Genomic DNA, 22,720 nt, shown 5'->3' with positions numbered 1-22,720 from the left:
GGCGCATGACCACCGACACCGCCCGTTTCGAGAACAAGACCGCACTCATCACCGGAGGCGCCAGCGGCATGGGCTTCGCCGTCGCCCGCCGTCTGCTGGACGAGGGGGCCCGGGTCGTCCTGACCGGACGCGACCAGGCCCGACTGGACGCCGCCGCAGACCGGTTGGCCGCCGGCGACCGGGTCCTGACCGTTCGCCAGGACGCCTCCGACATCCCCGGCACCCAGACCCTCGCCGACCGGATACGCGACCACCACGGCAGCCTCGACGTCCTGTTCGCCAATGCCGGGGTCGCCTCCTTCCAGCCCGCCGCCGAGGTCACCGAGGACGAGTTCGACCGGGTCGTCGGAACCAACCTGAAGGGCGTCTTCTTCACCGTCCAGCGGGCCCTCCCCCTGCTCGGCGCGGGATCCTCGGTGGTGATCAACGCCTCCTGGACCGCCCACCGCGGGCTGCCCAACGGCTCGCTGTACTCGGCGACCAAGGCCGCGGTGCAGAGCCTGGCCCGCACCCTCGCCGCCGAACTGGGCCCGCGCGGCATCCGGGTGAACACGGTGAGCCCCGGCTACATCGACACGCCGATGTACCGTCAGGAGGTCGACCCCGCCACGGAGGCCGCCGTGACCGCGCAGATCGCCGCCCGCCGCATCGGCACCGCCGAGGACGTGGCCGAGGTCGTCGCCTTCCTCGCCTCCGACCGCGCCGCCTACGTCAACGGTCAGGACCTGCTCGTCGACGGCGGTCTGGTGGCCGCCGTCCCCGCCGCGCTCTGACCCCGCGACCGCTCCTCACCTCCCGTTCCGTCGCCGCCCGACGGCCCGCCCCGTACCCAGGCACCAGTCGGGGTCGCCATACTGGACGGGCCAGCAGGCGCTGACGGTGAGACGACGGGGGCGACGACGGGAGATGACCGACACCAGGGTGATCCAGGGCCGCTACCGACTGGTCGACGTGATCGGACGGGGCGGCATGGGCGAGGTGTGGCGGGCCAGGGACGAGTCCCTGGGCCGGGCCGTGGCCGTGAAGTGCCTCAAGACGCTCGGCCCGCACCACGACCCGGCCCACGCGCGGGTGCTCAGGGAGAGGTTCCGGCGCGAGGCCCGGGTGGCGGCGGGACTCCAGCACCGGGGCGTGACCGTCGTCCACGACTTCGGCGAGTGGGACGGTTCGCTGTTCCTGGTGATGGAACTCCTGGAAGGCCGCAACCTCAGTCAGCTCCTGGCGGACCACGGACCGCACCCGCTGCCCGTCGACGAGGTCCTCGACATCGCCGAACAGGTGGCCTCGGCCCTCGCCTACACCCACGAACAGGGCATCGTGCACCGGGACCTGAAGCCCGCGAACATCATGCGCACGGCCGACGGCACGGTGAAGATCTGCGACTTCGGCATCGCCCGGTTCGGCCAGGGCCACGGGACCGGACGCACCTCGCGCCTGACCCACACCGGCATCGCCATGGGCACGCCCCACTACATGTCGCCGGAGCAGATCGTCGGCTCCGAGGTCGACCGGCGCAGCGACCTGTACTCCCTCGGCTGCGTGCTCTACGAGATCGCCACCGGCGCCCCGCCGTTCGACCACGACGACGCCTGGGCGGTGCTCATCGGGCACCGCGACACCCAGCCCGAACCGCCCCGCAGACACCGCGCCGAACTGCCCGCCCACTTCGAGTCGATCGTCCTCGACCTGCTGGCCAAGGAGCCCGGTGCCCGCCCCCGCGACGCCCGGGAACTCGCGCACCGGCTCCTCGACGGCCGCGGCCCCGTCCGCCACCCGGTGACCTCGTGCCCCGCCCCGGCTTCCGAGGGGCACCGTCCGCAGCCCGACCGCTCCGGCCCGCTGCCCTCGTGGACCAGCGGCATGACCTTCGGTCGGATGGCCGCCGCCGGCGTTCCCCGCCCAGCGCCCCCGACCCCGCCCGCCGGACTGACCGCCGAGTGGATCGCCCGCCCGCCGACCGGCCGCACCCGGGCCGTCCCCGTTCCGGAACGTCCCGCGCCCGCCCCGGAGACCGTGGCAGTCCTGGTGTCCCGGCACAACGCGGGGCTGAGCCTCGGCAGGCTCGGCCGCTGGGCCGAGGCGGGGGAGGTACACCGCTCGGTGGCCGCCGAACGGGAACACGCCCTGGGCCCCGACCACCCGGACACCCTGGCCAGCCGGTACGAGGTCGCGTTCACCCTCAGCCGCACCGGCCGCGCCCCGGACGCCCTGCGCGAGTACGAGCGGGTCACCCGGGGACGGGAACGGGTCCTGGGCGCCGACCACCCCGACACCCTCGCCGCCCGCCAGGAGACGGCCTACGTCCTCGGGCAACTCGGCCGACACTTCGACGCCCACCAGGTGTACACGGCCGTCCTCGACGCGCGCGAGCGCACCATGGGCGCCGACCATCCCGACACCCTGCGCTGCCGACACAACCTCGCCTTCAACCTCAGCCGACTCGGACGCCTGGAGGACTCCCACACGATGGCCGGCCAGGTGGCCGAGGCCCGCACCCGGGTGCTGGGGGCCGACCACCCGGACACCCTGGTGACCCGCTACGAAGTCGCCTACGCGCTGGGCCAGTTGGGTCGGTGGACGGAGGCCCTCGACACCTACCGGGAGGTGGCCCGGGCCCGGGCCCGTTCCCTGGGCGCCGACCACCCCGACACCCTCGCCGCCCGCTACGAGGTCGGCATCAGCCTGGGCCGCCTCGGCCACAGCACCGAGGCCCTGGAGCTGTACAAGGAACTGATCGCCGACCGGACCCGGGTGCAGGGCGCCACCCACCCGGAGACCCTGCGGGCCCGGCACGGGCTCGGAGTCAACCTGGGCCGGCTCGGCCGTTGGGAGGAGGCCCTCGGCGAGGCCCGCGAGGTGTGCACCATCCGGGAGCACGCCCTCGGCGGCGACCACCCCGACACCCTGGCCAGCCGCCGGGAGGTGGCCGTGGGACTGGGCTGGTTGGGGCACTGGGAGGAGGCCATGGCCGAGTACCACACGGTGGCCGAAGCCCGGGCCCGGGTGCTGGGCGCCGACCATCCCGACACCCTCGCCAGCCGCAACGACGAGGCGCACTGCCTGGAGCAACTGGGGCGGGGCACCGAGGCGGTGGAGCTGTACCGGCAGGTCGCCGCCCTGCGCCAGGGCGCCGCCGGGCCCTGACGGCGACGCGCGGCCCCACCCGGTGCGCACTGGCCCCGCCGGTGCGGCCGTGCTACCAAGGGCCCATGCCCGCGGAACCCGACTACGACGTCGTGATCGTCGGCGGTGGGCACAACGGCCTCACCGCCGCCGCCTACCTGGCCCGGGCGGGCCGGCGCGTCCTGGTGCTGGAACGGCTGGCCCGCACCGGGGGAGCGGCCGTGTCGACCCGTCCCTTCCCCGGCGTGGACGCGCGGCTGTCCCGCTACGCCTACCTGGTGAGCCTGTTTCCGCCGCGGATCGCCGCCGACCTCGGCCTGCGGTTCGCGGTGCGGAAGAGGTCGGTGTCCTCGTACACCCCGACCGTGCGCGGCGGCCGGCCCACCGGCCTCCTCGTCGGCGGGGACCCGGCCCGCACCCGGGCCTCCTTCGCCCGGCTGACCGACGACGACCGCGAGCACACCGCCTGGCAGGAGTTCGCCGCCCTGACCGGGCGCGTCGCCCGGAGGGTCTTCCCCACCCTCACCGAGCCCCTGCCCACCCGGGACGTGCTGCGGGCACGGATCGCCGACGACACCGCCTGGCGTTCGCTGTTCGAGGAACCCCTCGGGATCGCCCTCGAAGAACGGTTCCGGGACGACCTGGTGCGCGGAGTGCTGCTCACGGACGCCTTGATCGGCACCTTCACCGACGCCCACGACCCCTCGCTGCGCCAGAACCGCTGCTTCCTCTACCACGTCATCGGTGGCGGCACCGGCGACTGGAACGTGCCCGTGGGCGGCATGGGCACCGTCACCGACGCGCTGGCGCACACCGCCCGCGCGGCCGGCGCCGAGATCGCCACCGGTCACGAGGTCACCCGGATCGCGACGGACGGACGCACCGCCGAGGTCGCGTTCCGCACCGACGCGGCCGAGGGCCGGGTGGACGCCCGGCACGTCCTGGTCAACGCCGCCCCCCGGGAACTGGCCGCCCTCCTCGACGAGGGCGCCCCGCCCGCCGCCGAGGGCTCCCAGCTCAAGGTCAACATGCTGCTGCGGCGGCTGCCGGCACTGCGCGACCGGTCGGTCGACCCGCGCGAGGCGTTCGCCGGCACCTTCCACGTCGCCGAGGGCTACCGCGCGCTGGCCACCGCGTACACCGAGGCGGCGGCCGGCACCCCGCCCACGACGCCGCCGTCCGAGATGTACTGCCACTCCCTCACCGATCCCACCGTCCTCGCGCCCGAACTGGTGCGCCGCGGCTACCAGACGCTGACCCTGTTCGGCCTGCACGCGCCCGCCCGGCTCTTCGACGGCACGACCGCGGTCCGCGAGCGGCTCCTCGCCGCCACCCTGGCCGCCGTGGACGAGCACCTCGCCGAACCGCTCGCCGACTGCCTGGCCGAGGACGCCGAGGGACGGCCCTGCATCGAGGTCCGCACCCCCCTCGACCTGGACCGTGAACTGCGCCTGCCCGGCGGCCACATCTTCCACGGGGACCTCGCCTTCCCCCACCTCGACGACGGAACGGCCCCGGGGAGCGCCGCCGCCCGGTGGGGCGTGGCCACCGCCCACCCGAACGTCCTGCTGTGCGGGGCCGGAGCGGTGCGCGGCGGCGGGGTCAGCGGGGTCCCGGGCCACAACGCGGCCATGGCCGTGCTGGAGTCGGCTCCCGGCCGCTGACCGGCGGCCTCAGTCGGCCGAACGGACCCACCCCACCGCGACGAGGGCCGCCCCGTCGGCCGGACGGCGGTCGTCGAAGACCCGCCGCCCGTCGTCCACCCGCAGCCCCGCCACGTACACCCCCCGCCCCAGGTACCTCCGGTCCGTGCCGTAGCGCCAGCGCAGCCGCACCGCCTCGCCCCGCCACGGGGAGAGGTCGGCCTCCGCCCGGTGCCAGACCCGACCGGACCAGCCGCTCACCGTCCCGTCCGGGTGCTCCACGGGGGGCGCGCCCGGCCGCGCGGTGCGCAGCGGCACCGGCCGCCACGCGCCGTCCCCCTCGGTGGACGCCTCCAGGCACAGGCCGTCGGCGCCGGGCTCGGTGTCCCACCACAGGGCGCACCGCAGCCTCGGGCGCTCGCCGGTGAGGGCCAGCACGGGCAGCGCCAAGGTCGCCGTCGTCGCGTGCGCCGTCCCGCCGAACCACGCGGTGCGCCGTCCCCGCGGCGGGCGCACCGGGACGGCCCGGGCCAGGTGGTCGGCGGCCGCCACCCGCGGCGCCGAACCGGATCGCCAGCTGCGCACCGGATGCACGGAGTTGGCGAGGAGCACCAGGAAGGTGTCGGTGCTCGGGTCGAGGACCAGGGAGGTACCGGTGAACCCGGTGTGGCCCGCGGTGCGCGGAGTGGCCATCGCCCCCATGTACCAGTGCTGGTACAGCTCGAACCCGAGGCCGTGCTCGTCCCCCGGGAAGGCGGAGTTGGCGTCGGTGAACATCAGGTCCACGGACTCCGGCCGCAGGATGCGGGTCCGCCCGTAGGCGCCGCCGTTCAGCAGCGTCCGCGCCAGCACCGCGAGGTCCCAGGCGCACGAGAACACCCCCGCGTGGCCGGCGACCCCGCCGAAGGCGTGGGCGTTCTCGTCGTGGACCTCCCCCCACACCAGCCCTCGCTCCAGCCCGGACCAGGGGGGACGGGCGTCCTCGGTGGCGGCGATCCGGGGCCGCCACGAGGCGGGCGGGTTGAAGCGGGTCCCCCGCATCCCCAGCGGTCCGGTGACCTCCTCGTGCAGCAGTGCGTCCAGGGACCGTCCGGTGAGCCGTTCCAACAGGAGTTGGAGGGCGATCAGATTGAGGTCCGAGTAGAGGTACCCGGTGCCCGGCGGGTGCTGCGGCGCCTCCTGCCACAGTCGGTCGAGCCGCGCCTGCCGGGTGGGCTCGGCGTACAGCGGCAGCCAGGACCGCAGCCCGGAGGTGTGGGTGAGCAACTGGCGCACCGTGATGTCCTGCTTCCCGGCCGCCGCGAACTCCGGCAGCCGGGTGGCGACCGTCTCCTCCAACGCCAACGCCCCGCGCTCGCACTGCTGCACCGCCAGCAGCGAGGTGAACAGCTTGGACACCGACGCGAGGTCGAAGACGGTGTCCTCGGCCATCGGGATCTGCTGCGCCGGCGGGAACTCCACCCCGCGGTCGGTGCGCTCGTCGTACCCCGCGTAGCGCACCGCCGTCCCGATCGGCCGGTGCAGCGCCACGGTGTCGCCGCGCCCGGCCAGGAGGACGGCGCCCGCGTACCAGGGACGGGTGGGGGAGGGGTGCAGGAACCGCTCCGCGTCGGTGACCAGACGTTCCAGGTGCGGGGCGAGCAGTCCGGCCCGCCGGGCGCTGCCCCGGCGCAGCCTCGGGGCGCCGTCGCGGCTGCCGCGCCCCGGCGCCGCCCCGGAGACGCCCGCCGCCAGGGGCACCAGCGCCAGGGCCCCGCCCAGGGCCAGGGTGCGCGCGCCGAGGGCACGTCGGGTCACCCCGGGGGCCGCGACGGGTGCGGCCACCGGCTCGGGCGGGTCGGCCGGGGCGGTGGGGGGCATGGGCGGACCTCCAGGGCGGGGCGGGGTGCGTCCGGACGTCGGCGGACGAGCCCGAGGGTGTGGTCGGGCCCCGTGCGGTGTCAACACCGCCCGCGGTGCGGCGACCGGATCCGTCACCCGGGGAGCGGCACCGGGCTGACCGCCTGCCGCGTCGATCCGAGGGGACCTGACGGGTCGTCCTCGCACCGGGCCCGACGGCCCCGGGGGGTTCCGGTGATTCTTCATGACACGTGACCTTCGGCCCTGTCCTGCACCCGCCCGGTGCGACAGGGTGGCAGCAGAACAGTCGATCACGACGGTGACGCGGCCCCGGCCCGTGACCACGTGTCGACGCAGACGCCGGAGACGAGGAACACATGAGCACCCTGCCCGTCATCGCCGCGGTGGACGGATCGGACAGCAGCCTGCGCGCCCTTGACTGGGCGTTGGCGGAGGCCGAGCGGCGCGACACCAGTCTGCGCGTCGTCCACGTCCGCCAGTACGCACCCACCAACCAGCCCGAGGTCCTGCTCTCCGGGGAGCCCGAGCCCGCGGTCGACCCCGTGCTCACCCAGGTCCGCAACCGGCTGGCCGACCGGTCGGGGACGCCGACCGTCGAGTACGTGGACTACGAGGGCGCCCCGGCCTCCGTCATCCCCGGGCTCGGTGACTCCGCCCAGCTGATCGTGCTCGGTTCGCGGGGCCGGGGCGGCTTCGCCAGTCTGCTGCTGGGTTCCAACGGCATGGCCGCGGCCCGTGACGCCTCCTGCCCGGTGGTGATCGTCCCGGTGGAGGGCCGCGAGGTGCAGAACGCCACCGAGGTCGAGCCCGGCCCGCGGGTGGTCGTGGGTGCGTCCGCCGAGGTGCCCGACGCGCACACCCTCGCCTTCGCCTTCGCCGCCGCCGACCGGATGGGCGCCCGGCTGGACGTGGTGTCCGCCTTCCCCTGGCCCGAGTACGTGTGGACGGCGGCCGGCGGCTTCGTCCCCTCGCAGTCCGACCAGCAGGCCGCGCAGGACGAGACCGTCGCCCTGGTCCGCGACATCGTCGCCCCCCACCGGGAGGAGTTCCCGGACGTGCGGGTGGCCGTGATCGCCGCGCCGGGTGACGCGGCCGGCCACATCGTCGGTGCCTCCAAGGACGCGGAGCTGATCGTGGTGGGCCGCCACCGGCGCCGGCTGCTGAAGCCGGCCCGGCTGCTCGGCTCGGTCACCCAGGCGGTGCTGCTCCACGCGGCGAGCCCGGTCGCGGTCGTCCCGCCGGAGGAGGGCACCGAGGGCTGACCCCCCCCGAGCCCGGGGCGGCCGGTCGGTCCGAGTGCCCGGACCGACCGGCCGCCTCCCGTCAGTGCAGCACCACGCAGCCCCGCTCGGTCAGGGCGCGCAGCAGGGCTGCCGGCACCTCGACCGGGTTCCACCGCAGGTCCAGCTTCTCCAGCGCCGGGAGTTCGGCCAACCAGTCGGGCAGCGACCGCAGCGCGTTCCCGCGCAGGTCCAGGCGGCGCAGCGCGGGCAGCCCCCGCAGGGCCGTCGGCACGGAGTCCAGGGCGTTCTCCCGGAGCTCCACCTCCCGCAGTCGGGTCAGACCGGTGAACGAGGACGGCAGTCGCCCCAGCCGGTTCCCCCGGAGCCACAGTTCCCGCAGGGAACGCAGCGCGCCCAAGGCGTCGGGGAGCGCGGTGAGCCCGTTGTACTGGGCCCGCAACTCCGTCAGCGCGGCCAAGCCCCCGAGGGCGGCGGGCAGCGCGGTCAGCCGGTTCTCGCCCACGTTCAGGTAGCGGAGCCGGTGGAGCCGGCCCAGCGCGTCGGGGAGCGAGGCCAACCGGTTGTCGTGCAGGTAGAGGCACCGGTCCAGGCCCGTCAACGCGCCCAGGGCGGCGGGGAGCGCGGTGAGCCGGTTGTGCCCCAGGTCCAGGGTGTGGAGGTGGCGCAGGGTGCCGATCCGGTCGGGCACGGAGGTCAGGGCGTTCTCGGCGAGGACCAGCATCCGCAGCCGCGGGTGCGCCCAGACCTCGTCGGGCACCCCGCCGCGCTGCTGCCGCCAGTAGTCGAGGGCCTCGGGGTCCTCACGCGGCCCGTCGCCGACGGTCACGGCCACAGCAACTCCGTGCGCCAGCCCTCGGGGGTGCGCACGTACCGCAGCCGGGTGTGCCGTCGGGTCGCATCGCCCTGCCAGAACTCCACGGCCTCGGGCCGCACGGCGTGCAGGGTCCAGCCGGGCGCGACGCGCTCCGGGTCCCGTTCGAGCAGGGCCAGGGCCCGCGCCACGGCGCGGTCCCGTTCGGCGAGGTCGGCCAGGGGCCGGGACTGTTTGCCCAGGAGCGTCTCGGCCCGTGCTCCGGGGCTGCGGGCCAGGAAGTCGGCGGCGGCCCGTTCCGGGTCCTCCCGGACCACCGGGCCGCGTACCCGCACCTGCCGGGCGAGGGCCGACCAGTAGAAGGTCAGGGCGGCGTAGGGGTGCTCCGCGAGGTGACGGCCCTTCTCGCCGTGCGCGTCCGAGGCGAACCGCCACCCGTCCTGGTCCACGTCCTTGAGGATCAGCACCCGGGCCGCCGGATCGCCCTGGGCGTCCACCGTCGACACGGTCATGGCGTGGGGTTCGCGAACCCCCGCTCGCACGGCGTGCCGCAGCCACCGCACGAACAGTTCGGCGGGCGTGTCCGGTGCCGTCGAAGGATCGAAGTCGGGCAGTTCGCCGGCGAACACCTCCAGTCCCCGCAGGAACGGGCGCATTCCCTCCGCCCCGCCTCCGACGGGTGGGAGGTCGGTCGTTCCCGGTGCCGGTCGGTCCACCGCAGGCCCCCTGATCGGTCACTCACCGTTGCTAATGGTTGACGCTGAATCTACCATTAGGCAGCTACGCTGGGGCCATGGTCGCCGCAGCATCCGCCCCGTCCCGCGGCCACGCCGTGCTCACCCTCGACCTGGCGCTCACCCTGCGTCACGACGGGCGCGGCGGGGTCGCCGACGACCTGACCGTTCCCGCGGACCTCACCGCATGGGTCCGGCAGCGCTCCACCGTCTTCGCCAACGGTCTCGACGCCGTCCGCTACACAGCAGATCCAGCCAATCTCCAGGAGGTCCGGTCGCTGCGGTCCGCCGTTCGCGCGCTGTTCGCCCGGGCGGTGCGTCCGGCCCCGCCGAGCCGCGCCGACGCCCACCGCCTCCCGACCGTTCCCCAGGCCCTCGCGGTGCTGAACGCCGCGGCCCGCCGGGTGCCCGTGGTGCCCGTGCTGGCCTGGCCCGAAGGGGCCGCGCCCGCGCTGGACGCCGCCCCCGCCGCCCGGGCCGTCGCGGGTGACCTGCTGATGACTTCCCTCGCCGGTGCCGCCGGCGCCTTCCTGACGGGCCCGGACGCGGAGCGCCTGCGCGTCTGCCCCGGCCCCCGGTGCGTGCGCTACTTCCTCAAGGAGCATCCCCGTCAGGGCTGGTGCACGCCCTCCTGCGGCAATCGCGCCAGGGTCGCCCGACACCACGAACGGCGGCGCGCGACGCCGTGAGAACGGGTCCGTGGGCCTCTCCAACCCCACGGCGGAATCCGGCCCGCGACACGTACCATGTCCTCATGTCCTTCCTCCGCCGCCGCAGCGCCGCGACCCCTGCGGGCCCCGACTTCGACGTTCTGGCCATGGAACCGGGCGACTGGCCCGGGAACCTCGGTGCCGGACTGCTCCCGGCCCCCGACGGCAGCTGTCAGGGCGTGTTCCTGCGGTACGACCTGTTCGGCGGACGCGGACCCGCGATGATCATCGGCAACCTTCCCGAAGGCTCCGCCGCCCGGGAGGTGCCGCCGGGACAGGTGCCCTTCGAGGTCGCGCAGCTGCTGATCGCGCTGGAGAACGAGGAGGAGGTCACCGTCACGGGCACCGAGGACGTCCCCGTGATGCAGGGTGACAACCTCCTGATCGTGCGTCGTCTCAAGCTCTCCGAGAGCCGCATCTCCTGCGTCCAGTTCGACCGCAACGACGGCGTGCTGGTCACCATCGCGGCCTGGGACCGCCCCATCACCGACGATCTCTACGCCCTGCTCAAGCCCTTGCCCGCCGAACTCTTCCAGCAGGGCTGAACGACCGTCCCCGACCCCGCGCGGCCGAGTGCCCCGCGGGGTTCTCCGTGCCCCGAGGGGCAGGGGCCCGCCCGCACGAGGACCCGAGGTCCGTGGAGCCACCCCCGGTGAACGGGGTGGCTCCACGGACCTCGGGCCGGTCCGGTGGTCGGGGCCGTGGATTCAGCGGGTGCCCACGGCCGCCCGCACCGCACGACGGGCCGACTGGCAGTCGTCGTGCAGCCGCCGCAGCAGGAGCCGTTGCTCCTCGCCCGGCGCCAACGCGCCCTGGTGCACCGGGGCTTGCGGGGGGCCGTCCTGCATCGATCGCTGCACCGCCGTCTCGTACCGGCGGATCTCGCGCGTCAGCACGAGCATCAGGTTCACCAGGAACGCGTCCCTGGCCGCAGTGCCCTCGGCGTGGGCCAGGGTGATGATCTGCCGGCGGGCCGCCTGCGCGTCACCGAGCACCGCCCACAAGGTCGCCAGGTCGTAGCCGGGCAGGTACCACCCCGCGTGCTCCCAGTCCACCAGGACCGGGCCGACCGGCGAGAGCAGCATGTTCGACAGCAGGGCGTCCCCGTGGCAGAACTGGAGCATCCCGGACCGCCCGCCCGACGGCGTCGAGGGGGCTGCCTGGGCGATGCCGTGCAACAGCTTCTGGAGGTCGCCCAGGTCACGGTCCGTCAGCAGGCCGAGCTCGTGGTACCGGTTGATGCGCTGGACGTAGTCGAGGGGGCGACCGAAGACCCCCTCCGGGGGCTGCCAGCGGTTCAGTCGGCCCACGGCCGCCAGGGCCGCCTGGAGGTCGGGGCGGGGTGGTGATTCCACCGGGTGCCGTTGCAGGGCGGCGGCCCGTCCCGGCAGGCGCTCGATGACCAGGGTGCAGTTGTCCGGGTCCGCTGCGATCAGCCTGGGCACCCGCACGGGCGGCCGGTGCCGGACGAACGAGCGGTACGCAGCTATTTCGTGCCTGCTCCGCTCCGCACCGCCCATCGTCCGGTCGAGGCGGCACTTGGCGACCGCGGTGCTCCGGCCGGTCGTACCGATGAGGAGGACGGAGCGCGCACTGCGGCGCAACACCTGCACCGGGCTGAACTCGGGGCAGACCCGGCGCACCGACGCGATGGCCGCGCGCAACTGGGTGCCCTGGGGGCCGGACAGGTCGAGCCGCCCGCCCAGCGGCCCCGCGAGTCCCGGTACGCGCCGTGTCCGGCCCCCCAGCGCGGAGCGCGAGGGGTCCAGATAGGGTCCGCCGCCCGGCTGCGGGGGTGCCTCGCTCGTCCGGCCCGCGGCGGGTACGGCGCGGGGAACGGGGGTGTGCTGTACCCGGGGCAGGGCGGACACGGAGGACGACGCTGCGTACATGGGCGAAACAGATCCCTTCGTGTGCCGACGGTTGGCCTGCGCCCTCGACCCGGCGACGGACGGACGGGCACCCTGGGGAGTGCTCGTCGGTCGCCGGGCCGAAGTGGCGCTTTCCTACCTGACACCCCGGGCGTGGTGGCACACCATGTGGCGGACCCTGGCGAACCCTGGCGAATAGTCGCTCAGCAACTGCCGCGCGGATTGCCGACGATACTGTCAACCCAGCCGAGAACCTGGGGGCTTGACGTGAGCGGACAACCCAACACCCGCCTTGCGGACCTGTTCGGCCTGGCCGGCTGGTCCAAGGGGGAGCTCGCGAGGTCGGTGAACCGGCAGGCGGCAGCCATGGGGCATCCCCAGCTGGCCACCGACACCTCGCGGGTGCGGCGTTGGATCGACACGGGGGAGATTCCGCGCGATCCGGTGCCCAGGGTGCTGGCGGCGCTGTTCACCGAGCGACTCGGTCGTGTCGTGACCATCGAGGACCTCGGACTGGTGCGGCACGGGCGTTCCGGCAAACGCCGCGCCTCCGGAGGTGCCCCGCACCTCCACGGCGTGACGTGGGCGCCCGGTCGAACGGCCGCGGTCCTCACCGAATTCACGGGAATGGACCTCATGCTCAACCGACGCGGCTTGATGGGTGCGAGCGCTGCGCTCGCCGCCGGCTCCGCACTCAGCAGTGCCCTGCACGACTGGCTGCACGCCGATACGGCCCTCGCGGCCGACGCCCCCGTTCTGCTCGATCCGCTGCACGCCGACCCGGTGGCGGCCGACCGCTACGAGGCCACCCCCATCGGGATCCAGGAGGTCGAGGGGCTGGAGACCTCGGTCGACGTGTTCCGCAAGTGGGACGCCGCCCGGGGCGGCGGACTCCAGCGCAAGGCCGTGGTGGGCCAACTCAACGAGGTGGGCGGCATGCTGTCGTACCGTCACCCCGAGCCCATCCAGAGCCGGTTGTGGGGCGTGGCGGCCAACCTCGCGGTCCTCGCGGGGTGGATGTCCCACGACGTGGGCCTGGAACCCACGGCCCAGAAGTACTTCGTCATCGCCGCGCACGCGGCCCGCGAGGGCGGCGACCGCCCCCGGGCGAGCGAGGCCCTGTCCCGGGCCGCGCGGCAGATGGTCCACCTGGGCCGTCCCGACGACGCCCTGGACCTGATGAAGCTCGCCCAGTCGGGCTGCGGCGACGAGACCCTGCCCCGCACCCGGGCGATGCTCTACACCATCGAGGCGTGGGCGGAGGCGTCGATGGGGCGCGGGCAGGCGATGCGCCGCACCCTGGGGCACGCGGAGGACCTGTTCGTCTCCGACCGGGGCGACGTCCCCCCGCCGAACTGGATGCAGATGTTCGACGAGGCGGACCTGCACGGGATGCAGGCCCTCGCCTACCGCACCCTGGCCGAGCACGAGCCGGCCGCCGCGCACACCGCCCGGCGGCACGCCCAGCGGGCGCTCCACCTGCGCAAGGAGGGTCACGACCGGTCGAAGATCTTCGACCACATCTCCCTGGCCTCGGCGTGCTTCATCGCGGAGGACCCGGAGCAGGCCGACGTGTACGCCCGGCTGGCGCTGTCCTCCATGGGGGACAACTCCTCCCACCGGACCTGGGACCGGCTCCGCGAGATGTACCGACTGACCAGCCGGTACGCGGGCTCCACGCAGATCGGGGAACTGCGCGAGGACATCGAGCAGGCGCTCCCGAAGGAGAAGCGGACCGGGTCCGCCGCGCGCTGAGGCCCCGGATCCGCCCGTCCGTTCGGTGGGTGTGCTCAGTCGACGACCCGTGCGACCAGTACGCAGGCGTCGTCCTCGCGTTCCCAGTCCCCGAACTCCTCGATCACCGCGCGGACGCACTCCTGGGCGCTGCGGGCCGCCGCGAACCGCGGGGCGAGGGCGAGCAGGCGTCGATGGGCGGCGGGGCCGGTGCGCCGGGGCACCAGCCCGTCGGTGTGCAGCAGCAGCAGGTCACCTGCGTGCAGGGGCACCTCGCTCTGGCCGTAGCGGGCTCCGCTGCTGGCCCCGAGGAGCACGCCGCCCGGCGGGGGCAGCACGCGCCCCGTTCCGTCCCGGAACAGCAGGGGCGCGGGATGCCCGGCCTGGGCCCAGGTCAGGGTCCGGGACGCGGGACGGTAGCGACAGACCGCGGTGCTGCCCAGCGCGGGTTGGACCGAGGCGTCGAGGAGGTGGTTGAGCACGCCCAGCAGGGGTCCGGGCGCGGTGCCGGAGACGGCCGTGGCCCGCAGCGCGCCGAGCAGCAGCGCCATGCCCGAGGTGACGGGGACTCCGTGACCGGTGAGGTCGCCGATGCTCAGGAGGACGTCGGAGTCCGGCAGTTCCAGGGCGTCGTACCAGTCGCCGCCGACCAGGGTGCCGGTGGCGGAGGGGAGGTAGTGCGCGGCGAGGTCGAGGGCGCCCGGGCCCCGGTGCGGCAGGCGCAGGGGCCCGCCCCAGGGGGGGAGCACGGCCTCCTGGAGGTCGACGGCCACCTGGTGGGCGGCCCGCTCGACGTGGTGGGCGTGCCGGAAGGACGCGTGGCTCTCGTGGAGCGCCCGTTCGCTGTGCCGGCGTTCGGTCACGTCGTGCAGCACCGCCCACATGGCGGCGGTGCTGCCGTCGGCGTCGAGGACGGGCTCGCCGGTCATGTGGACGGTGCGCTCGGTTCCGTCCGGGCGACGGATCCGGAACTCGCCGTCGAGGGGGCGGCCGTCGATCAGACAGCCGGTGACCATGGTGGTGAGCAGCGGATGGTCCTCGGGGCGGACCAGGGAGGGGAGCTCGTCCAGGGTCAGCGGAGGGGTCGAGGGGTCGAGCCCCACGATCTCGTACCAGGCGGCGGACCAGTGCGCCTCGTCGGTGAGCAGGTTCCATTCGGCGCTGCCGACCCCGCCGTGCCGCGGGCCCGGTGCAAGGGGCGGGGCGAAGGGGGCGGCTTCGGGGAGGTCAGCGGGGTCCGGCGGCTCCTCGTTGAGTTGGGCGAGGTGTTCGTCGAGGTCGCTGAGGTGGTGCAGGGCCAGGTCGTACAGGGCGTGCTGCCACCGGCCCCGTGCGTCGCCGTCCGTGCGGGGGGTTCCGCGGCGCACCGCGTCCACCTCCCCCCGCAGTCGGCGGGCCTGGGTGATCAGCGAGGCGACCGGGTCACGCGGCGCCGGGTCCGTTGCGTGACCGGGGCGATCCGCGAAGACGTGGGGCATGACGTACTCCGTGAGGGAACGGGACGGCCGGGGCGGGGCGGAAGACCGGGTACGACTGTCGCACAGCGCGGCAGGCGCCGTAAGGACTTTGGCGACACCCGGGCGGGGGGTGCGTTTGGCATATGCCTATGGCGATCCGGAGGGCTCCGCTCCCGCGACGGACGCGGGGTCGCCCCCGCCTCCCACTCCCCGTACGCCCCTGGTGACAGGCGGTGTTCGAACGTGTGAGCGCCTACTGTCGACGGGAACGCGGCCCTTGTCCCCGGCTGGGCGGGGTGCGACGAATCCTCCCCTCTTGTGTGGCGAGGATCACATTCACGGAATGTGCGGGTGTGAATGCCCGCCGTCCTCCGTTCAGGCGTCGCATCCGCCCCGGTGTTGTCGGCCCCCTTCCCGTGCGGGAAGGCATCGACACGACCGGGCCGCACCGGCCGCCCGGCACCCGTCCGATGCCCCCACCCACCGGGAGACGAGCACGATGACCTACCGGCCCAGCACCGCAGGGACCGCCTCCTCCGCCGGGTCGGCGAGCGCCGCCCCTCCGGCCCCTCCGATCGACACGGCGGACCACCCGGTGCACGACTGGGCCGTCGACGACCTGCCCGCGCTCACCTTCGACCCGCTGCTCACCGAGGTGCTGCACGGGGAACGGGTCGCCCGGATCACCCTGCCCTTCGCTGGCGACCGCCACGAGGCGTGGCTCGTCACCCGCTACGAGGACGTCAAGTTCGTCACCTCCGACCCTCGGTTCAGCCGGGCCGCCCTCGCCGAGACCACCGTCACCGGCATGTCGGGCCACCGGGTGGCCTCCACCGCCGGCCTCAACTACGCGGACCCGCCGTACCACAGCCGGCTGCGCAAGAGCGTGCAGAAGGCGTTCACCGGGCGGGCCGTCAAACGCTTGCGCCCCCTCGCCCAGCAGACCTGCGACACCCTGCTCGACCGGATGGAGGACGGCGGCTCCCCGGCCGACCTGGTGGCCCATCTGCACGCGCCGATGCCCCTCACCGTCGTCTGCGACCTGCTGGGCGTCGAGCGCGACGGTCGCGAGGGGCTGATCGGCTGGGGGGACGTCATCCTCTCGATGACCTCCCCGAAGGCCGGCAACGAGGCCAAGGCACAGGTCACGGCCTTCATCGTGGACCTGCTGCACTCCCGCCTGGAACAGCCGGCGGAGGACCTCGCCGGAGCGCTCGCCGAAGGCATGGAAGCCGGGGACATCACCGAGGCCGAAGCGGTCTCCATGGCCACCGCCATCCTGGTCAGCGGCGCCCACGCGGTCCGCTACAACACCTCCAACATGGTCTACGTCCTGCTGACCCAGCCCGCGCTCGCCGCCCGACTGCGCGCCCGTCCGGAGCTCCTGCCGCAGGCCGTCGACGAGTTGATCCGGCACATCCCGCACCGCAACGGAGTGGGCCTGCCCCGGATCGCCACCGAGGACGTCCGGGTCGGCGGGGCCCAGATCCGGGCCGGCGAAGCCGTCTACGCCTCCTACCTCGCCGCCAACCGCGACCCCGAGGTCTTCGACGCCCCCGACGAGATCGACTTCGACCGCCTGGGCACCGCGCACCTCTCCTTCGGGCACGGCCCGCACCACTGCATGGGCGCGATGCTGGCCAGGATGGAGTCCGAGGTGATGCTCTCCACCCTGCTGACCCGCTATCCGGACCTGCGGCTGGCGGTGGCCCCCGAGGACGTCCCGTTCCAGAGCAAGGGCTTCCTCCGGGGGCCGCGCACCCTGACCGTCAGCTGGTAGCGGGAGCCTCCCCGTCCGTCCCGCCGTCACCCGAGGGCGGCGGGTCGGCGGGGCGCTGGGCCCGTTCCAGGAAGCGGAGCAACTCCACCGGGAAGGGCAGGACCAGGGTCGAGTTCTTCTCGGCGGCGACCGCGACCACCGTCTGCAACAGCCGCAACTGCAAGGCCGCGGGCTGCTGCGACATCACCCCCGCCGCCTCGGCGAGCTTGCGGGACGCCTGGAGTTCCGCATCCGCGTTGATCACCCGGGCCCGCCGTTCCCGGTCGGCCTCCGCCTGGCGCGCCATGGAACGCTTCATGGTCTCGGGCAGGGACACGTCCTTGATCTCGACGCGGTCGATCTGCACGCCCCAGCCGACGGCCGGGCTGTCGATCATCAGTTCCAGGCCCTGGTTGAGCTTCTCCCGGTTCGACAGCAGGTCGTCGAGGTCGCTCTTGCCGATGATCGAGCGCAGCGAGGTCTGCGCCATCTGCGAGACCGCGAAGCGGTAGTCCTCCACCCGGATGATCGCGTTGGCGGCGTCCACGACGCGGAAGTACACCACCGCGTCCACCCGCACGGTGACGTTGTCCCGGGTGATGCCCTCCTGGGCGGGCACCGGCATGGTCACGATCTGCATGTTCACCTTGTGCAGCCGGTCCACCACCGGGACGACCATGGTGAAGCCGGGGCCGCGCACCCCGCCGGACAGCCGCCCCAGCCGCAGGACCACGCCCCGCTCGTACTGCTTGACGACCCTGGCCGCGGTCGCCGCGTAGACCCCGGCGACCCCGACGAGCCCCACGGCCGCTCCCACCAGTTCCTGGACCATCACGACCCCCAAGGAGTCCGCGTCGTCCCCTCGTACCAGGGTATGCCCGCCCCCGATCGCCGCGGGTTTGCGGAACGGTGACGCGGGTGGACGATGGAATGCATGGAGCGCCAGCACGACACCGGCCGGGGCGACGACGTCTATCAGCCCGACGGCTCCGAGGTGCAGGACGACGAGGGGCTGCTCGACGCGGCCGACACCCTCGTCAGGGACGGGGTCGACGATCCGCTCGACCGCGGGTACTCGCCGCCGGACCGTCCGCACGCGGTGGACCGGGACGACCTGACCTTCACCGACCAGCTGCGCGGCGAGACGCTGGAGCAGCGGTTGGCCGAGGAACTGCCGGACGTCCGGGTGCCCGAGGGCGACGGGGTCGGCGACACGACCGACACGGACGGGGAACCGCGGGACGCGGAGGTGGGCCGGGTCCGGGCGGGCCGGTTGGTGGCCCCCGACGAGGGCGCCCACGAGAACCCGGTCGGCGACCTGATCGCCTCCGACGTCGGCATCGACGGTGCGGCGGCCTCCGCGGAGGAGGCGGCCGTCCACCTGGTCGACCCGGAGGACGAGCGCACCGCGCGCGACGTCTGGTGACGGCCCGGGGGCGCCCGGAAAACGATTGGCGTCCCCGATCGTCCCGTGCTTGGGTCGGGCGGTGACCTCGACCCGAATCGCCTTGCTGCGCTGGCAGTCCGACCTCACCTGGTCGCTCTTCGAGTACCACCTCGACCGGCTGGAGGAAGCCGACTTCCTCGCCGAGCCGGCCGCCTCCCACGTCTGGACGGTGCGCCCCGCCCCGGACGGCACCTGGGTGCCGGACTGGGCCGACGTCGAACCGGACCCGGTGCCGGTGCCCACCATCGGCTGGCTCAGCTGGCACCTCGGCTGGTGGTGGTCGACCGCCCTCGACCAGGTCCGGGGCCGGGTTCCGCGCGAGCGGACCGAGGTCACCTGGCCCGGCGACGGCGCTTCGACGGTGGCGTGGCTGCGCGGGCTGCACACCGAGTGGAACGCCGCACTGGACGCGCTCACCGACGCCGACCTGGACGCCGAGGTACCGGGCCTGGGCCCCGGAAGCCCCCCGTGCCCCCGGGCCCAGTTGCTGGCCTGGGCGAACGCCGAGCTGATGAAGAACGTCGCCGAGATCGGTCGGGCCCGGTTGGTCCGCGCGGCCGCCTGAGCGGCCCGCGCCGCCCGGCTCACTCCACGGCGTCCCCCTGGACCAACAGCGGGGGGCGCCACCCGGCCGCGTACTCCTCGGCCGCCGCCTCCAGCGTCACGTCGTGCTCCGCCCGTTCCGACAGATCCAGTCGCCGTTCCAGGAGTTCGTGGAAGATCTGCGCCGGGTCCACCTGCTTGCGGATCTCCAGCGGAACCAAGCGCACCGTGGGACGGAACACCTCGCGCACCCAGCGGTGGGCCAACACCTCGGGGCGGGCCCCGAGCGGGTCGCCCGGCGCGTAGTCGTCCTGGGTCGCCATCCAGCCCTCCAGGTCGTTGAGCAGCCGGCGGGCCTGGTTCTCCTCGGTGTCCATCCCGGTCAGTCGCAGCAGTTGGCGCTGGTGGTGGCCGGCGTCCACCACCTTCGGCACGAAGGTCACCGTGTCCCCCCGGTCCCCCTCGTCCCCCTGGCTGATCTGCATCTCCGCCACGTCGAACCCGAGGTCGTTGAGCCGTCGTATCCGTCGGTCGATGTAGTGGCGCTTGCCCACCGGGTACACCGACTCCCGGGTCAGCTCCGTCCACAGCTCCCGGTAGCGCCCGCAGATCGTGGTGCCGAACTCCACCGGGTCCACCGAGGGGTGCAGCGCCCCCGCCGCCTCCAGGTCCATCAGCTCACCGGCGATGTTGACCCGCGCCAGGTCCACGTCGTAGTCGCGCTGCCCGTTACTCAGCCGCTCGTGCAGTTCCCCGGTCTCCGCGTCCACCAGGTAGGCGGCGAAGGCCCCCGCGTCCCGCCGGAACAGCGTGTTCGACAGGGAGCAGTCGCCCCAGGCGAAACCGGCCAGGTGCAGCCGCACCAGCAGGACGGCCAGGGCGTCCATCAACCGGCCCATGGTGGAGGGCCGCATCGTGGTCTCGAACATCGACCGGTAGGGGAGCGAGCCCTTCAGGTGGCGGGTGATCAACACCGGCTCCAGGGGCTCGCCCCCGGTGTCGGTGCGCCCGGTGACCACGGCGAGCGGGTCGACGCCCGGTATCCCCATCCGGTCCAGGACGCGCAGCAGCTCGTACTCGCGCAGCGCCGGCCGGGCGGCCAACTCCTTGACGGCGACCACCTCGTCACCGGCGCGCGCGTAGCGCACCACATGGCGGGAGATGCCGCGCGGGAGGGCCACCAGATGGTGTTCGGGCCAGTGTTCCAGGGGAGTGTCCCAGGGCAGGTCGAGCAGGAGGGCCGGGTGCTCGGGGTTGGTGGCGCTGATCTGGAGAACCATGGACCGTAAGCTACCCGGCCGGGGTCCCACCACGGCGGGCCGGTCGCGCCGTCACGGGCCCGGCGACGGCCGGCCGGAGCGGCGGCTCCCCACCCGGTGGGTGCGACCGGCGCACCGGACCACGGGAACGGCGAGGAGGGCGGACACGTGCAGTGGCGTTTGCTGAGTACCGGAGCGAGAGCGGTGCCCGAACCCGTGGCCACCCCGCGGGTGTGGGCGGGCGCCGTCCTCGGCTCGGGGCTGCTGGTCGGCGGGGTGAACCAGGCGCTGGGCCCCGGCGAGCCCCTGGTGCACCTGGCCGTGCTGTCCGTCCTGGCCGCGGCGCTCGGCGCCCGCGCCCGGCTGGGCGCCGTCCCCGGCATCGCCTGTCTGTGCTGGCTGTTCTTCAACGCCTTCGGCATCCCGCCCGCCGGGGTGCTGACCTGGAGCGCCCCGGTGGACCTCCAGCGCATGTCCCTGCTGCTGGGCGCGGCGCTCACCGGCACCCTGGTGGCCCGGGTGGCCAGTGCGCGGACCGCCTACCGGCGGATACCGCCGCCCGCGCCGTGACGGCGTCGGCCCCGCCCGGGTCGGACACCCGGGCGGGGCACCCGGTCACTCGCGGGTCGAGGAGTGCTTCGCCTCCGCGGACTCCGCCGCTCCGGGCGAGGACGTCGACTGCTCGGGCAGCACGATCCCGCTCTCGACGAGGGGAGGCTGGCCGCGTCGTTCCCGCAGGTGGGCGGTGACACGTGCCGCGATCGGTTCGGTGAAACGGGCGGTCAGCGGCCCGATCACCACGAGGATCAGCACGTAGGCGGTGGCCAGCGGGCCGAGCGAGGGTTCCACCCCGGCGGTCACCGCCAGACCGGCGATGACGATGGAGAACTCGCCACGCGCCACCAGCGTGCCGCCGGCCCGCCAGCGGCCCTTGACGCCGACCCCGGCGCGTTTCGCCGCCCAGTAGCCGGTGGCGATCTTCGTGCCGGCCGTGACCACGGCGAGCGCGAGTGCGGGCACCAGGACCGGCACGATGCTGGCCGGGTCCGTGTGCAGCCCGAAGAACACGAAGAACACGGCTGCGAACAGGTCCCGCAGCGGGCTCAGCAGCGTGTGGGCGCCCTCGGCCACCTCACCGGAGAGCGCGATGCCCACCAGGAACGCGCCGACCGCGGCCGACACCTGGAGTTCCTGCGCGATGCCGGCGACCAGGATCGTCAGGCCCAGCACCACCAGCAGCAGCTTCTCCGGGTCGTCGCTGGAGACGAACCGGGAGATCACCCGGCCGTAGCGCACCGCCACGAACAGCACCAGGCCGGCGACGCCCAGCGCGATCGCCAGCGTGGCGCTGCCCGCCGCGAGCGAGACCCCGGCCAGCAGCGCGGTGATGATCGGCAGGTAGACCGCCATCGCCAGGTCCTCCAGGACCAGCACGCTGAGGACCACCGGCGTCTCGCGGTTGCCGACCCGGCCCAGGTCGCCGAGGACCTTGGCGATCACCCCGGACGAGGAGATCCAGGTCACGCCGCCGAGCACCACGGCCGCCACCGGGCCCCAGCCCATCAGCAGTGCGGCGGCGGCGCCGGGCAACGCGTTGAGCGCGAAGTCCACGGCGCCCGCCGGGTACTGCGTCTTGAGGTTGGAGACCAGATCGCTCGCCGTGTACTCCAGGCCGAGCATCAGGAGGAGCAGAATCACACCGATCTCGGCCCCGATCGCCACGAACTCCTCGCTCGCTCCGAGCGGTAGCAGTCCGCCTTCCCCGAAGGCCAGGCCGGCCAGGAGGTACAGGGGGATCGGCGAGAACCGGAGTCTGCCCGCGATGCGTCCGAGCAGCCCCAGAGCGAGGATGATCGCACCGAATTCGATCAACAGGACCGCAGAATGCACGCGCTCACTCCTGCCCGATGATCGTGGCCGCCGCCTCGACGCCCTCGCGGGTGCCGATGACGATGAGGGTGTCGCCGCCCGCCAAACGGAAGTCCGGGCCGGGGGACGGGATCGCCCCCGACCGCCGGAGCACCGCGACGACCGACGCCCCGGTCTCGGTCCTGATCCGGGTGTCGCCCAGCACCTTGCCGTTCCACAGGGAGATGCTGGTGACCTCGATCCGCTCGGCCACCAGACCCAGGTCGGTGGTGTGCAGCAGGCTGGAGCTGTGGTGCTCGGGGGTGAGCGCGTCGATCAGGGACGCCGTCTCACCGGTGGTGAGGTGCATGGAGTGTGCGCAGGCGTCCGGGTCGTCCGACCGGTACATGTTCACCGTGCGGGTGCCGTCCCGATGGGCCACCACCGACAGGTGTTGATGTTCCCGTGTGGTCAGGTCGTACTGGACGCCGATCCCCGGCAAGGGCGTCGTCCGCATCCGTGGAGCAGGCACAGCCTGGTCCCCCCTCTTGTCGTGTCGCTCTGTTCTCGTGTACCGCGTGGGTGCCGCCGATCGCTGATCGGCGGGGGACAGTCGATCACGCACCCGGCCGTCCCCCGTCCACCGGCCCCGGCGAAGCCGCCTCATGCTGCCATCA

21 protein-coding genes are annotated in these 22,720 nt (G+C 74.0%); 12 read left to right on the top strand and 9 right to left on the bottom strand.

Translation table 11 applies throughout. From position 1 onward, the window contains the following. The first annotated feature begins 5 nt into the window (after positions 1 to 5). From ACSMX9_RS01190 to ACSMX9_RS01180, 3 genes are all read left to right on the top strand, one after another. The gene (locus tag ACSMX9_RS01190; RefSeq protein ID WP_445399195.1) at positions 6 to 773 is read left to right on the top strand and encodes a glucose 1-dehydrogenase; all 768 of its coding nucleotides are present in this window, start codon (positions 6 to 8) and stop codon (positions 771 to 773) included. 133 nt (positions 774 to 906) lie between these two features. Beyond that, complete coding sequence (locus tag ACSMX9_RS01185; RefSeq protein ID WP_445399193.1) at positions 907 to 3,144, top strand: tetratricopeptide repeat protein; 2,238 nt, start codon at positions 907 to 909, stop codon at positions 3,142 to 3,144. A 65-nt stretch (positions 3,145 to 3,209) separates the two neighbouring features. After that, on the top strand, positions 3,210 to 4,787 hold the full coding sequence (locus ACSMX9_RS01180) for a phytoene desaturase family protein (RefSeq protein ID WP_445399191.1): 1,578 nt from the start codon (positions 3,210 to 3,212) through the stop codon (positions 4,785 to 4,787). 9 nt (positions 4,788 to 4,796) lie between these two features. Here ACSMX9_RS01180 and ACSMX9_RS01175 read toward each other — a convergent pair whose 3' ends face one another. After that, complete coding sequence (locus tag ACSMX9_RS01175) at positions 4,797 to 6,626, bottom strand: serine hydrolase (RefSeq protein ID WP_445399189.1); 1,830 nt, start codon at positions 6,624 to 6,626, stop codon at positions 4,797 to 4,799. A 356-nt stretch (positions 6,627 to 6,982) separates the two neighbouring features. Between ACSMX9_RS01175 and ACSMX9_RS01170 the strand changes: the two genes are divergently transcribed. Beyond that, complete coding sequence (locus ACSMX9_RS01170) at positions 6,983 to 7,888, top strand: universal stress protein (RefSeq protein WP_445399187.1); 906 nt, start codon at positions 6,983 to 6,985, stop codon at positions 7,886 to 7,888. A gap of 61 nt (positions 7,889 to 7,949) precedes the next feature. On the opposite strand, the gene ACSMX9_RS01165 is transcribed toward ACSMX9_RS01170, so the two are convergent. Together ACSMX9_RS01165 and ACSMX9_RS01160 are read right to left on the bottom strand one after the other, a co-directional pair. Beyond that, on the bottom strand, positions 7,950 to 8,696 hold the full coding sequence (locus ACSMX9_RS01165) for a leucine-rich repeat domain-containing protein (protein ID WP_445402860.1): 747 nt from the start codon (positions 8,694 to 8,696) through the stop codon (positions 7,950 to 7,952). Then, the gene (locus ACSMX9_RS01160; RefSeq protein ID WP_445399185.1) at positions 8,693 to 9,337 is read right to left on the bottom strand and encodes a pyridoxine/pyridoxamine 5'-phosphate oxidase; all 645 of its coding nucleotides are present in this window, start codon (positions 9,335 to 9,337) and stop codon (positions 8,693 to 8,695) included. Before ACSMX9_RS01160 ends, ACSMX9_RS01165 begins: the two co-directional genes overlap by 4 nt. Positions 9,338 to 9,474: 137 nt before the next feature. On the opposite strand from ACSMX9_RS01160, the gene ACSMX9_RS01155 reads away from it, so the two are divergent. Next, positions 9,475 to 10,104, top strand: coding sequence for a CGNR zinc finger domain-containing protein (locus ACSMX9_RS01155; RefSeq protein WP_445399183.1), 630 nt, complete (start codon positions 9,475 to 9,477; stop codon positions 10,102 to 10,104). A 65-nt stretch (positions 10,105 to 10,169) separates the two neighbouring features. Beyond that, positions 10,170 to 10,670 carry a hypothetical protein gene (locus ACSMX9_RS01150; protein WP_351245928.1) on the top strand — a complete coding sequence of 167 codons (501 nt, stop codon included), beginning with the start codon at positions 10,170 to 10,172 and terminating at the stop codon, positions 10,668 to 10,670. A 162-nt stretch (positions 10,671 to 10,832) separates the two neighbouring features. Here the strand turns inward: ACSMX9_RS01150 and ACSMX9_RS01145 are convergent, their stop codons facing one another. Further along, positions 10,833 to 12,017: an aminoglycoside phosphotransferase family protein gene (locus ACSMX9_RS01145; RefSeq protein WP_445399181.1), complete on the bottom strand. Its 1,185-nt coding sequence runs from the start codon at positions 12,015 to 12,017 to the stop codon at positions 10,833 to 10,835. Between ACSMX9_RS01145 and ACSMX9_RS01140 the strand changes: the two genes are divergently transcribed. Next, on the top strand, positions 12,016 to 12,195 hold the full coding sequence (locus tag ACSMX9_RS01140; RefSeq protein WP_445399179.1) for a hypothetical protein: 180 nt from the start codon (positions 12,016 to 12,018) through the stop codon (positions 12,193 to 12,195). The two genes, ACSMX9_RS01145 and ACSMX9_RS01140, sit on opposite strands and share 2 nt — an antisense overlap. 68 nt (positions 12,196 to 12,263) lie before the next feature. Next, positions 12,264 to 13,751, top strand: a complete 1,488-nt coding sequence (locus tag ACSMX9_RS01135) for a DNA-binding protein NsdB (protein ID WP_445399177.1) — start codon at positions 12,264 to 12,266, stop codon at positions 13,749 to 13,751. Between the two features lie 35 nt (positions 13,752 to 13,786). Here the strand turns inward: ACSMX9_RS01135 and ACSMX9_RS01130 are convergent, their stop codons facing one another. After that, positions 13,787 to 15,208: a PP2C family protein-serine/threonine phosphatase gene (locus ACSMX9_RS01130; RefSeq protein ID WP_445399175.1), complete on the bottom strand. Its 1,422-nt coding sequence runs from the start codon at positions 15,206 to 15,208 to the stop codon at positions 13,787 to 13,789. A 478-nt stretch (positions 15,209 to 15,686) separates the two neighbouring features. On the opposite strand from ACSMX9_RS01130, the gene ACSMX9_RS01125 reads away from it, so the two are divergent. Next, a complete protein-coding gene (locus ACSMX9_RS01125; RefSeq protein ID WP_445399173.1) occupies positions 15,687 to 16,967 on the top strand; it encodes a cytochrome P450 in 1,281 nt (426 codons plus the stop codon). Here the strand turns inward: ACSMX9_RS01125 and ACSMX9_RS01120 are convergent. Then, positions 16,957 to 17,778 (bottom strand): slipin family protein, encoded by an 822-nt coding sequence (locus tag ACSMX9_RS01120; protein ID WP_445399172.1) that lies wholly within the window; start codon positions 17,776 to 17,778, stop codon positions 16,957 to 16,959. The two genes, ACSMX9_RS01125 and ACSMX9_RS01120, sit on opposite strands and share 11 nt — an antisense overlap. 102 nt (positions 17,779 to 17,880) lie before the next feature. On the opposite strand from ACSMX9_RS01120, the gene ACSMX9_RS01115 reads away from it, so the two are divergent. Next, positions 17,881 to 18,372, top strand: a complete 492-nt coding sequence (locus ACSMX9_RS01115; protein ID WP_351245940.1) for a DUF5709 domain-containing protein — start codon at positions 17,881 to 17,883, stop codon at positions 18,370 to 18,372. Between the two features lie 61 nt (positions 18,373 to 18,433). Further along, positions 18,434 to 18,958 (top strand): DinB family protein, encoded by a 525-nt coding sequence (locus ACSMX9_RS01110; RefSeq protein ID WP_445399170.1) that lies wholly within the window; start codon positions 18,434 to 18,436, stop codon positions 18,956 to 18,958. A 19-nt stretch (positions 18,959 to 18,977) separates the two neighbouring features. On the opposite strand, the gene ACSMX9_RS01105 is transcribed toward ACSMX9_RS01110, so the two are convergent. Beyond that, a complete protein-coding gene (locus ACSMX9_RS01105; RefSeq protein WP_445399168.1) occupies positions 18,978 to 20,216 on the bottom strand; it encodes a DUF4032 domain-containing protein in 1,239 nt (412 codons plus the stop codon). Between the two features lie 183 nt (positions 20,217 to 20,399). On the opposite strand from ACSMX9_RS01105, the gene ACSMX9_RS01100 reads away from it, so the two are divergent. Then, positions 20,400 to 20,765: a hypothetical protein gene (locus ACSMX9_RS01100; RefSeq protein ID WP_445399166.1), complete on the top strand. Its 366-nt coding sequence runs from the start codon at positions 20,400 to 20,402 to the stop codon at positions 20,763 to 20,765. Positions 20,766 to 20,810: 45 nt separating this feature from the next. On the opposite strand, the gene ACSMX9_RS01095 is transcribed toward ACSMX9_RS01100, so the two are convergent. Both ACSMX9_RS01095 and ACSMX9_RS01090 read right to left on the bottom strand, forming a co-directional pair. Beyond that, a complete protein-coding gene (locus tag ACSMX9_RS01095; protein ID WP_445399164.1) occupies positions 20,811 to 22,085 on the bottom strand; it encodes a cation:proton antiporter in 1,275 nt (424 codons plus the stop codon). A 4-nt stretch (positions 22,086 to 22,089) separates the two neighbouring features. After that, positions 22,090 to 22,575: a cation:proton antiporter regulatory subunit gene (locus tag ACSMX9_RS01090; protein WP_445399162.1), complete on the bottom strand. Its 486-nt coding sequence runs from the start codon at positions 22,573 to 22,575 to the stop codon at positions 22,090 to 22,092. Positions 22,576 to 22,720 lie beyond the last annotated feature (145 nt).

The organism is Streptomyces sp. LE64 (assembly GCF_052606915.1).
This window is presented reverse-complemented; position numbering and strand designations above follow the sequence as displayed.